The 13,841-nt window shown below is 49.5% G+C and carries 10 protein-coding genes; 6 read left to right on the top strand and 4 right to left on the bottom strand.

Features of this window, described 5'->3' with window-relative positions:
- Nucleotides 1–13: 13 nt before the first annotated feature.
- Together NOC_RS11310 and fabA are read right to left on the bottom strand one after the other, a co-directional pair.
- Nucleotides 14–2,374, bottom strand: a complete 2,361-nt coding sequence (locus tag NOC_RS11310) for a DUF1631 domain-containing protein (protein WP_244860132.1) — start codon at nt 2,372–2,374, stop codon at nt 14–16.
- A 177-nt stretch (nt 2,375–2,551) separates the two neighbouring features.
- Nucleotides 2,552–3,067: a 3-hydroxyacyl-[acyl-carrier-protein] dehydratase FabA gene (gene fabA, locus NOC_RS11305; RefSeq protein ID WP_011330863.1), complete on the bottom strand. Its 516-nt coding sequence runs from the start codon at nt 3,065–3,067 to the stop codon at nt 2,552–2,554.
- A gap of 169 nt (nt 3,068–3,236) precedes the next feature.
- On the opposite strand from fabA, the gene NOC_RS11300 reads away from it, so the two are divergent.
- The 5 genes from NOC_RS11300 to NOC_RS11280 all read left to right on the top strand — a co-directional run bounded on the left by NOC_RS11300 (nt 3,237) and on the right by NOC_RS11280 (nt 10,208).
- On the top strand, nt 3,237–4,070 hold the full coding sequence (locus NOC_RS11300) for a ferritin-like domain-containing protein (protein WP_172633689.1): 834 nt from the start codon (nt 3,237–3,239) through the stop codon (nt 4,068–4,070).
- Nucleotides 4,071–4,190: 120 nt separating this feature from the next.
- The gene (gene pdhA / locus NOC_RS11295; RefSeq protein WP_002809236.1) at nt 4,191–5,210 is read left to right on the top strand and encodes a pyruvate dehydrogenase (acetyl-transferring) E1 component subunit alpha; all 1,020 of its coding nucleotides are present in this window, start codon (nt 4,191–4,193) and stop codon (nt 5,208–5,210) included.
- Between the two features lies 1 nt (nt 5,211).
- On the top strand, nt 5,212–6,192 hold the full coding sequence (locus tag NOC_RS11290) for an alpha-ketoacid dehydrogenase subunit beta (RefSeq protein WP_002809152.1): 981 nt from the start codon (nt 5,212–5,214) through the stop codon (nt 6,190–6,192).
- 32 nt (nt 6,193–6,224) lie between these two features.
- The gene (locus tag NOC_RS11285; protein ID WP_011330862.1) at nt 6,225–8,933 is read left to right on the top strand and encodes an FAD-dependent oxidoreductase; all 2,709 of its coding nucleotides are present in this window, start codon (nt 6,225–6,227) and stop codon (nt 8,931–8,933) included.
- A 57-nt stretch (nt 8,934–8,990) separates the two neighbouring features.
- Nucleotides 8,991–10,208 (top strand): argininosuccinate synthase, encoded by a 1,218-nt coding sequence (locus NOC_RS11280; protein WP_002809303.1) that lies wholly within the window; start codon nt 8,991–8,993, stop codon nt 10,206–10,208.
- A 13-nt stretch (nt 10,209–10,221) separates the two neighbouring features.
- Here NOC_RS11280 and NOC_RS11275 read toward each other — a convergent pair whose 3' ends face one another.
- Nucleotides 10,222–11,085, bottom strand: a complete 864-nt coding sequence (locus NOC_RS11275; RefSeq protein WP_002811621.1) for a secretin N-terminal domain-containing protein — start codon at nt 11,083–11,085, stop codon at nt 10,222–10,224.
- Between the two features lie 57 nt (nt 11,086–11,142).
- Entirely contained in the window at nt 11,143–12,510 is a 1,368-nt protein-coding gene (purB, locus tag NOC_RS11270) for an adenylosuccinate lyase (protein WP_002810972.1), read from the bottom strand.
- Between the two features lie 185 nt (nt 12,511–12,695).
- Between purB and NOC_RS11265 the strand changes: the two genes are divergently transcribed.
- A complete protein-coding gene (locus NOC_RS11265) occupies nt 12,696–13,637 on the top strand; it encodes a hypothetical protein (protein ID WP_147094489.1) in 942 nt (313 codons plus the stop codon).
- Nucleotides 13,638–13,841 lie beyond the last annotated feature (204 nt).

Below are 13,841 nucleotides of genomic sequence, written 5' to 3'. Positions count from 1 at the left end.
CTAGAGTTATATCCTATAACAAACTATCGTGCATTTGACGGAGGCTCTTTAAAACGGAGTCTAGGGCGCGGTCTAAGATTAAGTCGTCAGCCAGTATTTTAATATGGCCTAGCCGCATTCCTTGTGCAAGATCCGAAGCGGATTGCTCCAGTATCTTGGCGCCCGCACGGTTGACAAAAACGTAATTGCCGCCTCCAGCGATCCGAATGGAAAGTTTTCCACGGCGTTTCTGCTTTTTGGGATGGGTGAATAAAAACCAACTTCCGAGAGGTACAGCCGCTAATTCCTGCAGATATTTATCCTTTTCAGGAGAGGGAGGGCCGCTTTTCTGTTTGATGGGCGAAGAAAGTGGAATATCATGAGTCTCTTCTCTCGATCTAGAATTAGGTTGATCCCTAGGAGAAAGAGCCGGTTTTGATTGGTCTGCATTTAGGGTTAGATGCTTGGAGTTGGTCGCAGTTGTTATCTGTTTTTCGGTAAAATGGGAATCCCTGTGAGATGAGGCGCGAATGCAACTGATATGGCATGCCTCCAGGGTTTTGAAAAACCGTACGGTATCCATTGGATTGCACTGCACCTGACTAAAACCGAGGCGTAGTTCCTGCAGTAAACCTGGTATAGTGATTAGAAGTTTTTTTCTTTCTTCTCCTGTCTGTTTAGGAACTAGCGTCCAGGCTAATTTATCGAGGGTGGCTATGTTTTGTTGCCAATCCTTGCTGTTAGGTCCTTCTCTGAGATAGGCGAGCAGTGGAATTTTAGACCAAACTTGATGCAGCAAAGCGGTCATCGTTTCGGGTAATCTACTGACCTGGGCGCGAGTCTCTATTTCTTTTTGTATCTGAATATGTGCTTCTGCAACTCGGGATTTTCCTTCTTCAGCTTGCTGAGTACGCTCTTCAATAATTTTTGTTTTACTCTGCTCTGCGCTAAGAAATTCTGAAAATTCTTTCTGGAGTTCCACAAAAATTGAAATATTGTCATCGAATTCATTGAGAATCCGGTTGATGGTATGCTTCATTTGAGCATAAATTCCCTGCTGGATTATGGAATCATCTTCATTCCATCCTGTTCCTGCTCTTGCTAGGTCATTCAATAACATCCGTGCTGGATGCTGCTTTTTGCTAAAGAAAGTTTTGTCCAGGATACCTACCTTGAGCATTGGAATCTGGAGTCGCCCAATCAGCGCTTTAATAGTATCCGGTATTCCCTGGTCGTCAAGGATAAAATCGAACAGCATACCGACAATATCGATTACATTATCTTCGTTGCGACCGAAGCTCTCTAATTTTTGTTCTGACGAGGATTGCTTGATTATCCTGATAATTCGTTGCTTGAGATTATCCTTGTTAAGGTAAGAGGGAGGGGAATTTAGCGATGCCTTTTCTTCCTTTTCGACCTTATTTTGGACCGTTGACAAAGCGTTAATCAGCTTTTCCGCGTTCCAAGCAGGTTGATGTTCCTCGCATACAAGTGGAGTATCGTGTTGAATATGTTTGAATGAGGCAGAAGCATTCAAGAACTGCTGCATTAATTGAAATAAATCTAAGGGACCAGTATTTGCGTTTACCGCTGATGGGCATGAAGTTACCGTTGGACCTTGCTCCTGGGTATTAAGCAGATGGGCGCTGCCTATGTGTTCTCTTTTTTGATTTTGCTGATGATGGAGCCAGGGGTTTTGCGCAAACTCTGCTAATATATCGGCATCGATGAGAAGCAGGTTCAATTTTTTATAGAGTTCTCCAACATGACTTATTAGATGCTGGTCGAAGAGTTTAAAAATAATAAGTTTATTCTCGAGAGAAAGCTCGAGATCTCGAATGGCTCCATCAAAGGCGTTAGCGATTATTTCAGGGTCAACGGAATTGGAATGTGAATCAATACTTTTGCGATTAATAAGAAAAGCTAGGCGAGTTTCTAATTGAGATAAGGGCAGCGAGAAACAGGTTCTTGCTCTGGCAACCATGCCGGTAAGAGCTAAGCTTTCTTCTAGTTGATTATCCTCTACTAGTGAAAGCCCATCAGGAACAATGAAGCCAGGCTTAACCGACTTTTCTACTGGGGCAGGGAGTGGTTGTTCGAGAAATTTATCAAAGCGGCTGCTGATGTCATTGAGAAAGGTGCGTTTGATAGCTGTTTGCTGCATTCGTACTAGGCGCATGCCATCTAGGTAGGCAGATTGCTCACTATTATTTATTGCTTTCTCGGCCCGCTTGAAAAAAATATCGTCAATTGCTCCAAAGGTATCCTCGATAAGAATTTTAAATTGCTCGAGTGTTTGAGAACAAAGGCGCTCGGTAATTTGGTGAGCCGGAAACTGTGTTTGTTTATCGGCCCCTGTGGGTGAGGCATCAAGGTAATGGACGTTTGTCGCCATCATGGGTACCTGCAGCAATGGAAATTACTAAATTGTATGGTTTCAGCCAGTACTGCTCTTATAATTCCATATTGCAGGAGACGGTGTGCAATACATCACAAAATACAAATGATGCGATAGAATTGCAATGAGCATTAAGTAATTGAAGGCCTTTTTAAAGGCTTAGATGGTAAAATGCTAGAACGAATCCGTTGAGACGAACAGGCCGACCCGAAGATCTTTAGCGAGATAGATTTCCCGGCCATCCACCGCCATAATGCCATCGGCAATGCCCATAACTAGCTTGCGCATAATCACGCGCTTGAGATTAATATGGTAGGTAACCAATTTATTTTTAGGGGTGACCTGGCCTGTGAATTTCACTTCTCCTGAACCTAAGGCGCGACCATGGCCAGGGCCACCGCGCCATGCAAGATAGAAGCCCAAGAGCTGCCACATGGCATCCAGGCCCAAGCAACCTGGCATCACGGGGTCGCTCGGGAAATGGCAATTAAAGAACCACGAGTCAGGCTTGATTTCCATTTCAGCATTAATTTCTCCCTTGCCGAAAGCGCCACCTTCATCGCTAATATAAGTAATGCGATCAAACATTAACATGGGAGGCATAGGCAGTTGAGCATTGCCGGGACCAAACATTTCGCCGCGGCCGCATTGTAAGAGATCTTCGTAGCTAAAAGCACTGGGTCGTATCATTATCTTTTATCGCTAGTGATTAGAAAAACATGGAATTTCCGCGAGTACTTTGTTAGAGGCACAGAATGCTAGCCTGGCAGCGAAGCGGGTAAACGGAATAAATGATACTCTCTCTTAGGTGAAGAAGCGAGTAAAATGGTGGGGTAGTTGAAGGATAAAAGTGGATATTATGCCTCTAGTATGGGGAAAAGCAACCCTTGGCGAAGCAGCTTTACATTGCTTGAAAGTTTGTGATCCGGAAGAAAAAACCAAGGTGACCTGCGATGTGGCGCAGCTTTGGAAAGCTGGATGCTTGCAGATTGGTTTTCCTCCCAAGAGTTGCTTGCCTGATATTCCCGGCCGTCCTGTGTGGCCATCGCTAGTGGCGCCGCGGGAGCTTCCCCGCCGTAAACTTACCACGGTTTTGGGACGGGCGGCATTAATTCATGCCATTGCTCATATTGAATTTAATGCAATTAATTTGGCTTGGGATGCCGTTTGCCGTTTTCATGATTTGCCTGGGGAATTTTATGATGATTGGGTGCAGGTTGCACTGGAAGAAGCTTATCATTTTTGCCTCCTTCAGGATCACTTGCATTCGATGAATCATGAATATGGGGATTTCCCAGCCCATGACGGCCTTTGGGAGATGGCGCAAAAGACGGCTCATGACCCCTTAGTGCGCATGGCCCTTGTCCCCCGTGTACTAGAAGCACGAGGATTGGATGTTACTCCCGGCATGATAGAGCGGCTGCAACAAGCGGGGGATTTGCGGGCAGTTTTAATCCTTGAAATTATTTTGCGCGACGAGGTGGGCCATGTTGGGATTGGTTCCCATTGGTTTCGTTACCTATGTGAGAGTCGTGAACTTAATGCCGAGACTACGTTTCGTGATTTAGTGAATGGCTATTTCAAGGGCAAAACCCGTGGTCCCCTGCATCGTGAAGCGCGGTTGCGGGCTGGATTTTCCGAAGCAGAGTTGAGAATGCTAGACAAAGAGTTAAATGACTCTCGGCTCTGTTAAGGGTAATTTAACTTGACCGCTTAATATAAAAAAAGAGATCATATTTGGCTTTGTTAGCGGATCGCCCGCTTAACTAGAATAAAAATTCTTCCAGGATACGAATTGATACCTAGAGGGGACATGAGAAAAATTGATCGTAAACGGCTACTGCGGGAGATGGTTTTCTTCCGCCGCTTTGAGGACCGCTCGTTTGAGGCATACATGGAGCGTAAAGTTGGTGGCTTTCTGCATCTCTATTCGGGGCAGGAAGCGGTGGCAACGGGGGTACTCGAGATGGTGCAAGCGGATCGAGGGGTCGGCTTCGATTATGCTATTACAGGTTACCGGGATCATATCCATGCTATCAAAGCGGGAGCACCAGCGCGGGAAGTTATGGCAGAGCTTTATGGTAAGGAGACCGGGAGTTCCAGAGGGCGTGGGGGGTCAATGCATATCTTTGACCCAAGCGTGCGTTTTATGGGGGGCTATGCCTTAGTAGGCCAGCCCTTCCCCCTGGCGGCAGGGCTAGCCTTGGCTTGCAAGCACCAGAAAGAAGGACGGATCGCGGTCTGCTTCCTTGGGGATGGGGCGAATAACCAGGGTACCTTCCATGAAACCATGAACATGGCTTCCCTATGGAAATTGCCGGTATTGTTTGTATGCGAGAATAACTGCTATGCCATCGGTACGGTTATTCAACGATCAACCGCCGTGATTGACCAATACAAGCGCCTTGAAGCTTATAATATTCCCGCTAGCCAGCATCCTGGTCAGGATATCGAGGTGGTTATGGAGGCAGCCCAATCTGCCATAGCCCATGTGCGTAGTGGTGCAGGACCTTATTTCCTGGAATTTCTGACTTATCGTTACCGGGGCCATTCCATGTCGGATGCGGGAGCCTACCGCAGCAAGGAAGAGGTGGCGGAGTGGATGCAGCGGGATCCCATTCAGATTCTAGCCAAGCGCCTAATCGAAGCGGGCGAATTAACAGAGGAGGAATTCAAAGCCATGGAACAGGCGGTTCAGAGTGAGATCGACAATGATATCATCCAATTTGCGGAAGAGAGTCCAGAGCCAAAAGTAGCCGATCTGGCGAAGTATGTCCTGGAGGATAATCCCGATCCTCGCTGGATTGGGCCGTTACAGGGGCAAGGAGGATAACATGGCTGAACTGGCTTACTGGGAGGCACTGCGCCGTGCCCACGATGAAGAACTGGCCCATGATCCCCTGGTTATTGCCATGGGCGAGGATATTGGGGTGGCGGGCGGTACCTATAAAGTTACCCTGGGCCTCTACGGCAAATATGGGGAGGAGCGAATTATTGATACCCCTATTTCCGAGAATTCCTATACCGGTATCGGAATTGGGGCCTCGATGGCCGGAATGCGGCCTATCATCGAAATCATGTCCATTAATTTTGCCTTGCTGGCTCTGGATACTCTCATCAATGCGGCTGCTAAGATCCGTTATATGTCGGGTGGCCGCGCTCAGTGTCCTATCGTAATGCGAACTCCAGGGGGAACGGCCCACCAGCTTGCCGCTCAACATTCGGCACGGTTATCAAGGCTCTTTATGGGAACGCCGGGTCTGCGGGTTGTCACGCCGAGTACCCCCTTGGATGCCTACGGCATGCTTAAATCTGCGGTGCGTTGTAACGATCCAGTGATCTTTCTTGAGCACGAAAGTATGTATAACCTCAAAGGGGAAGTGCCCGATGAGGAGACTTTTCGGCCTTTGGAAGGTGCCGGGGTCGTTCGTGAGGGAACGGATATTACCCTTATAGGCTATAACTATAGCGTGCATTGGTGTTTAACCGCGGCGGATAAATTGGCCCAGGAAGGCATTCATGCCGAGGTTATTGATTTACGCTCCCTTAAACCCATCGACCGGGAAACCATTCGCCGCTCCATAGAAAAAACCCACCGGGTTCTGGTGGCCGAAGAAGATGAGGCGCCGGTGGGTGTTGGCAGTGAGGTGATCGCTGGAATCATCGAGGATTGCTTCTTCGCTTTAGATGCCCAGCCAGTACGGGTTCATGCAGCGGATGTTCCGGTGCCTTACAACTATAGCCTGGAGAAGGCTGCGATTCCTGATGCTAAGGATGTCTACCAGAGTGCCCTTAAGGTATTGGGAAAAGTTTAGCGGCAGAATAATTAGAATTAGGTTTGGATTTTATGACTGAGTCCTACGTCATTAAGATGCCTCAGCTCTCGGATACCATGACCGAGGGCGTACTGGTTTCTTGGGAAAAAGAGATTGGCGAATTTATCGAGCGTGGTACGGTGGTAGCAACGGTGGAAACGGATAAAGCCATCATGGATGTGGAAGTATTCCGCGAGGGTTATCTTTCTGGGCCTCAGTTACCCGTGGATGGAGTCGTTGCTGTCGGTGAGCCTATCGCTTATTTAGTAGCGGAGGCGGAACAAGTTGTATCCACCGAGGCTGATTCCAGCCCTAAGCCAGCGCCCGAGGTTGATGAGCCGCCCAAGTTTGAGCCTGCCGGCGCTTCTAAACCCAAAACCAGGATTCCGGCTATGCCGGAAGGTGCAACTCCTGCGCCCCATCCAAGTCATACCCGTGCTACTCCCTATGCGAGGCAGCTTGCTGGTGCCCATGGCATTGACCTGGCAGGAGTTAAGGGCAGTGGTTCGGCGGATGTTATCGTGGCGGCTGATGTGGTGAGTGGGGAGGGCGCCAAGGGGATGACCCGGCGTATCTTTAAGCTTCCAGGTGCGGGCCGGCCCATGGACAGTATGGAAAAGGCGATTGCCCATAATATGGAGTACTCCCTTTCCATGCCCCTGTTTCGAGCGACGGTTCACGTGGATCCCTCCCGACTCGTAGCGGCAGCTAAAAAACAGGGGAGCTCGGTGACCGTTGCTTTGGCTAAGGCAACGGCTTTAGCCATTGAAGAACACCCTAAGATCAATAGCGTTTACCAGCATGAGGATCGAATTCTGGAGCGGGAGCAGATCGATGTGGGGTTGGCGGTGGCAACGGAAGGCATGGGCCTGGTGGTGCCGGTACTGCGGGATACATCTCATCGTGATATCGCCGATCTGAGCGCTGCTTGGATCGATCTGGTGGAACGGGCACGGATTAAACGGTTAAAACCGGAAGAGTATTCCAATCCGACCTTTGTGATTTCCAATATGGGAATGTTAGGGGTGGCTTATTTTGATGCCATCCCCTCGCCGGGAACCTCCGCCATTTTAGCGATTGCGACCACCGGCCCTCAGGGAATGCCCGTAACCATCACTGCGGATCATCGAATTGTCAACGGTGCCGATGCTGCCCGTTTTCTGAATACCTTCAAGGAGCGAGTAGAGCACCCGGAAACCTGGATCAGCGGTAGTGGCGGTGACGGTACCGTGCCAACCCCCAAGAAATCGCCAAAAGCTCCCCTGCCCTTGGAGGGAGACTGGGATTATGATGTGGTAGTGATTGGCGCAGGCCCTGGAGGAGAGGATTGCGCTCGGGAATTGGTGGAACACGGTCTTAAAGTTGCTCTTATTAATGATTCTCCTTTGCCGGGAGGTGAGTGTTTGTGGCGGGGCTGCATTCCTTCCAAAACTTGGCGCGCAGCAGCTGATCGCATCCGGGACCGAGTCCATGATGCCCGGCTAGGAGTGGAAGGTACGGCCCCCACAGCGCTTAGTTGGAAAACGCTGGAGGCTACTCGCCGCCAACTGCTCCAATCTCGGGGCGAGATGGCGCTAAAAGCTGATAAGGGGATGAAAATCAAATTCATCCAGGGCCATGCCCGTTTTGCCGATGAGCATCACGTTGAGGTTGTTACCGCAGGCAATAGTGATGATCCTTTTAGCCGTACTCAACCTGGATCGAATTCTCCAAGCCAAAAAATAAGTTTTGCCGGAGCCGTGATCGCCACCGGCGCGCCACCTTTTATTCCGCCTATTCCTGGCGCACAGGAAGGCTTGAGGGAAGGAGGAGTGCTTACCTCCGACACAGTTTGGGGCCTGGAACAGATCCCTAAACGCTTGGCGGTGATTGGCGGCGGGGCCATTGGCGTGGAGATGGCACAAATTTTCCAGGATTTTGGTTCTGAAGTCCTATTACTGGAAGCCCAGGATCGGTTGCTGGCCGAGGTGGAGCCAGAAGTGGGTAAATTGCTGGCAGGCGTGCTCAATGCCGATCCACGACTTACGGTGCAGACCTCTACCAAGGTCCAGGCTATCAGCGGCCAACCAGGAGCTATGGAAGTTAGCTTTGATGATGGGGAGGGCGCTAGCCATCGGCTGGAAGTGGACCATGTCATTATGGCGACTGGGAAACGACCCCATCTAGAGCCCTTGGCCTTGGACCAGGCGGGTGTGGCTACGGAAAATGGTGCCATTCGAGTGGACGCCCAATGTACGACTTCCAAACCTCATATTTTTGCAGTGGGCGATGTTATTGGCGGTTTGATGTTAGCTCATACCGCAGCGCAGCAAGGGCGGGTAGCAGCAGCTACCATTTTAGGCGAGGCCCATGCCTACGAGTTGGAAAAGGATTGCGGGGTAATTTTTACCCGTCCCCAAGCGGCTTTCGTGGGCCTATCGCTGGTCCAGGCCAAGGAAAGGGGAATAGATGCAGCGGAAGTGAAAATGCCTATCCGCATTGATGCCAAGGCGATGATCAGTAATGAAACCGAGGGCCTCATTAAAATAGTGGCAGATAAAGATAGTCACCGTATTATCGGGGTCCATTTCTTGGCAGATCACGCCGATACCTTGATTGGGGAAGCCGTCATGATGGTGGCGGGGAACATGACTTTGGAGCAGGTCGCCCGCGCTATTCATCCCCATCCGACCCAGACCGAGATGTTTGGAGAAATGGCACGGCGTTTACTCTCGCGCTTGCGCCGTACCCAACGGCGATAGCAAGGGAGCGTTCCTTTATTTTTTAGTTCAGATATTTTATTTGGAGTAAACGAGGCCATGTCAACAATAAAAAAAGTCGTGCTGGCTTATTCAGGAGGATTAGATACCTCCGTGATCTTGAAATGGTTGCAGGAGACTTATGACTGCGAGGTAGTGACTTTCACCGCGGATATCGGCCAAGGGGAAGAGGTGGCACCGGCGCGGGCCAAAGCGGAAACCTTAGGGGTTAAGGAGATTTATATCGAGGATCTGCGCGAAGAATTCTGCCGGGATTATGTTTTTCCTATGTTTCGGGCCAATACCCTCTATGAGGGAGAATATTTACTGGGTACTTCTATTGCTCGTCCTCTCATTGCCAAACGTTTGGCGGAGATTGCCAGTGCCACGGGTGCGGATGCCGTTGCCCATGGTGCTACCGGTAAGGGTAATGATCAGGTACGCTTTGAATTAGGTGTCTATGCTCTGCAGCCTGATATCCAAGTTATTGCACCCTGGCGAGAATGGGATCTGACTTCGCGGGAGAAATTACTGGCTTATGCGGAGACTCATGGCATTCCGGTAGAGGGCAAACGGGGGGGCCGCTCTCCCTATTCCATGGATGCCAATCTGTTGCATATTTCCTATGAAGGAGGTCCTCTGGAAGATCCCTGGTTTGAGCCCGAAGAATCCATGTGGCGCTGGACGACTTCCCCAGAGGCATCTGCCGATCAGGCTGCTTATTTGGAGCTGGATTACCGCTGTGGTGATATTGTTGCCATTAATGGTGAAGTCCTAAGTCCTGCTAAAGTGTTGGAGAGCTTAAATCAGTTAGGTAGCAAACATGGCATTGGCCGTTTGGATTTGGTGGAGAATCGTTATGTGGGGATGAAATCCCGCGGTTGTTATGAAACCCCAGCGGGAACGATCATGCTCAAAGCCCATCGGGCGCTGGAGTCCCTGACCTTGGACCGGGAAGTAACCCATTTAAAGGATGAGCTGATGCCCCGTTATGCCAATCTTATTTATAATGGTTACTGGTGGTCTCCAGAGAGATCTTTATTGCAGCAGCTTATTGATGGGTCTCAGGTTACGGTCAACGGTACGGTACGCCTCAAGCTATATAAGGGTAATGTGGTAGTGGTAGGACGCCGGTCAGAAACTGACAGTCTATTTGCCCCTGAGATCGCCACCTTTGAAGACGATGCGGGTGCTTATAACCAGCAGGATGCGGAAGGTTTTATTAAGCTTAATGCGCTCCGTCTGCGTATTGAGGCGCTCAAAAAACAGACCCATTAAAACTGACGGGTGTTTATTTCACTTTATCTGCGCGAATAAAGATATGGCGCAATTCCTCGTTGCGGGAATGAGTGCCGTAGAAGGTTCCAAGCCCTTGCTGTTGACGGTTTCCATCAGCACCACCTAATTCCAGCCACCGCCCTAATGGAACCGAGACTTGTGTTGCTAACTTTTGTATTGCGATACGACCCCCACCCTGTCTGCTTGGGTTAGCTTGATAAGGTCTAATATCCAGGGTGACTTCATCCCCATGGATGTGGGGAAGCACCTCAAATCCGCTCACCACATCGCGGTAATACACTGAGTTTTGAGTAAGCAGCCGTCCTCCTGGGAGCAGCCAAGCCCTATTGGCTAGGGGAATGGAGTGGCCCGTTCGTATTGAGGCAGCTTGTCCTTCCATGACTCGCACCTGCTGGGTGTTACTGCCTTGATCCCGGGTCCGGGTTCCCGCCAGATAAGCAATACTCCTATCAGGGCCATTAGCCAGGAAGCCCGAATTTCCTTGCTCCCGGTGCCAAGGGGAAAGTTCTGGCGCCGGGGTATTTCCTTCTTTAATTGTTGCTATTTCAGCGCGAAACTGTACCGCCTCGCGGCTACTTAACTGCTTGATCGTAATTAACAGTTGCTGCAATGGCTTGTCAAGCTGGGCCAGGATAGTTTTGATCTGCTCCAGATTTTCCTTGTTGGTGCGGACAATAATAAGGTTATTGTCGGCTTGGAGGGCGCTACCCTTGGCCATAAAAGGGCGTAAGGCGGGTATCACCTGCTCGGGTAGCCGGTGCTTTAGGGGGAGGATGGCGAGTTCTTCACTCTGACTCCAGGAAAGCGGGGAGTAAAGACTCAGCCCGAGCATTAATCCGAGAATAATGTTTGCCATAGCGCTAAGATAAAGGACTTTTTCCTTATGGTTACGGGGCCATTTCCCGATGAACCATTACACTTCTTTTGCTTGCTGTGCTGCCTGGCCAATATAAGTTTGTGGAGTCAACGCCAGCAACTGCTGCTTAGCTGTTATCGGCAAGTCCAAGCTTTCGATGAATGCTTGAAGGCTATTTCGGTCGATAGGGCGGCCTCGAGTAAAGGCTTTAAGCCTCTCATAGGGTTGAGGTATCCCATAGCGGCGCATGACGGTTTGGATTGCCTCCGAGAGAACTTCCCAGCTAGCTTCTAAATCAGAATCCATCCGGGCCTTATCTGCTTCCAGTTTGCCGATTCCCTTGAGGGCCGAGCGGTAAGCGATAAGGGAGTGAGCAAAGCCAACGCCTAGATTTCGCAGTGCGGTGGAATCGGACAGATCCCGCTGCCAACGGGAGATAGGCAGTTTTCCGGCCAAGTGTTCAAAAAGCGCATTCGCTATCCCCAGATTGCCTTCGGCATTTTCAAAGTCGATGGGATTGACTTTGTGAGGCATGGTTGAAGAACCCACCTCGCCTGCTACTGCTTTTTGCTTAAAATACCCTAAAGCAATATAGCTCCAGATATCCCGGCAAAAATCCAGCAATACTGAATTCAAGCGCACTATGGCTTGAAAGAGTTCAGCCATATAATCATGGGGTTCAATTTGGGTTGTATATTGATTCCAATGGAGGCCCAGCTGAGTGACGAAGGTATGAGCTAGAGAAGGCCAGTCAATGTCCGGATAGGCAGCGAGATGAGCGTTGTAATTGCCGACCGCACCATTCATTTTGCCATAGAGGGGTACTTTTTCTAAAGCGTGGCGTTGCAACGCCAAGCGGTGGGCAAAATTTGCCATTTCCTTCCCTAGCGTGGTCGGAGAAGCCGGTTGGCCATGGGTGCGGGAGAGCATCGGGAGGTGGTGATAGCGATGGGCAAGGGTTCGGAGCGTGGCGATCAAGGTTTCTATTTGGGGGAGAAGCACATTTCCCCGGGCTTCCTTGAGCATCAGGGCATAGGCCATATTATTGATATCTTCAGAGGTGCAGGCAAAATGAATAAACTCGCCGGCTGACTCTAGTTCCGGATGGCCCTTGATTCTCTCTTTTAAGAAATACTCCACTGCTTTGACATCGTGGTTAGTCGTGGCTTCAATATCCTTGATGCGCTTGGCATCTGCTTCTGAAAAACTGTCCATAATGGCGGCCAAGAAAGCTTCAGCTTCATCGCTTAGCCGGGAGACTTCAGGGATATCAGGGTGGGCGCTTAGTAGCTGCAACCATTGTACTTCTACCACCACTCGGTAGCGTAATAATCCATATTCGTTGAAAATGGGACGAAGATCATCCACTTTATCAGCATAGCGACCATCGATGGGAGAAAGAGCGGTTAGCGGTGAGTAATTCATGGGGCATTTATTAGAAAGAGGTAAAAGGTCATTATAACTCAGTCTATGAAGAGATTAAGTGAGCCTTTATTTACAGTGGCTTAAAAGAGAAAAACAACTCCAGTAGGCACCTAAACTTTCAGCCATACTGGTCGATGACTCTTACGCGTAGCATCTATAAGTAGCTTGATTTCCATGAGAAGTTTGTGAATAAAAGTAACTCTTATTGTTTGTCCGTCCAGGGATTTGAGCGCAGAGATCTCATGGTACTGCAGTCTTTGCTGAGTCTTGTTAATTCACGGGCTCACGATATCTGGACGCTTATGGAAGGGGGCCAGGCGAATGTCGTCTTGTTTGATGTGGATACTGAAGCAGGACGAGTCGCTTGGAATGCCAATCAGGGTCTGGCGCGAAAATCGATACGGGTATGGTGCTCGCGCCGGGGACCTACCGAGGCAGTCAAGTATTACTTAAAAAAACCTTATCGGTACCGGTACTTAGTCGATTTACTGGCTGTGGCGGGAAAATCACAAACGGAGACGGGAGAAGTAGCCTTTTCTTCTACTGCTATAGAAAGCAAACCATGGAAAAGGCTTGCTGGCCCGAGTTTTGAGCCTGCAGAACATTTTCTTGGTTTGCTGCTGTCGGCAATAGAAGAGAAACAGCCGGTACGGTTCCAGTACCAGGATAGTGCTCCCCTCTATGTGGAACCTGCGGGTTGGAAATATTTCTACCCGGATAGTGAGAGAACTTTACGAAGACTTTGCGGCAGTGTGTCGTCTTGCATTCAGGTTGAAGCAATAACTAAAAATTTACTGGCCCAACAAATCGCTCAAGACGAGCTAAAGAGCCGTTCCTTACAGGGTTTAATCTGGTTGGCCGCTTTTGAAGGGTCCGTTGGGCGGCCCCTCCCAGGCTGGAGAGAAGAGAGTTTATTTAAATTAAAACAGTGGCCTAATCTAGGCATACTTCAACATGATTTGGATGAAATACGGCTAGCTGCTTTTATGACTAAGCAGGCAGCAACCCTAGTCTCAATTCTCTCTCATACGGGTGTTGCCAAGCAGAAAGCAGTGAGTTTTATTAACGCTTGCTATGCGGTAGGGTTGCTAGAAAAAAATAAGAAATTGCAAGCGTTTCATAGCTAGCCAGGGCTGATCAAAAGTAAGGCTAAGTCCGTAGTGTACGCACCGCTTAAGGCAGTAACGGTGAGAAGCCTTTTTAAACGGCTTCTTAGCTTTCGTGATGAGCGCAGTTAAGCCGCTTTGCGGAATGTTAAATTGATTCAGTACCTGCCTGCTGTTAGGGAATGACGTCTGTCCTTGAACAGCATCACGTCCTCACGCTCTAAT

The sequence above is a fragment of the Nitrosococcus oceani ATCC 19707 genome (genome assembly GCF_000012805.1).
GTDB classification, from domain to species: domain Bacteria; phylum Pseudomonadota; class Gammaproteobacteria; order Nitrosococcales; family Nitrosococcaceae; genus Nitrosococcus; species Nitrosococcus oceani.
The sequence above is the reverse complement of the archived record's forward strand: the minus strand, read 5'-3'. Positions and strand labels throughout refer to the sequence as shown.

Bases quoted from the DNA above. Each gene is read 5' to 3' on its own strand.
- NOC_RS11275 (WP_002811621.1), bottom strand. From the start codon at position 11,085: ATGGCAAACATTATTCTCGGATTAATGCTCGGGCTGAGTCTTTACTCC.
- NOC_RS11280 (WP_002809303.1), top strand. From the start codon at position 8,991: ATGTCAACAATAAAAAAAGTCGTGCTGGCTTATTCAGGAGGATTAGAT.
- fabA (WP_011330863.1), bottom strand. From the start codon at position 3,067: ATGATACGACCCAGTGCTTTTAGCTACGAAGATCTCTTACAATGCGGC.
- pdhA (WP_002809236.1), top strand. From the start codon at position 4,191: ATGAGAAAAATTGATCGTAAACGGCTACTGCGGGAGATGGTTTTCTTC.
- NOC_RS11290 (WP_002809152.1), top strand. From the start codon at position 5,212: ATGGCTGAACTGGCTTACTGGGAGGCACTGCGCCGTGCCCACGATGAA.
- purB (WP_002810972.1), bottom strand. From the start codon at position 12,510: ATGAATTACTCACCGCTAACCGCTCTTTCTCCCATCGATGGTCGCTAT.
- NOC_RS11300 (WP_172633689.1), top strand. From the start codon at position 3,237: ATGCCTCTAGTATGGGGAAAAGCAACCCTTGGCGAAGCAGCTTTACAT.
- NOC_RS11310 (WP_244860132.1), bottom strand. From the start codon at position 2,374: ATGGCGACAAACGTCCATTACCTTGATGCCTCACCCACAGGGGCCGAT.
- NOC_RS11285 (WP_011330862.1), top strand. From the start codon at position 6,225: ATGACTGAGTCCTACGTCATTAAGATGCCTCAGCTCTCGGATACCATG.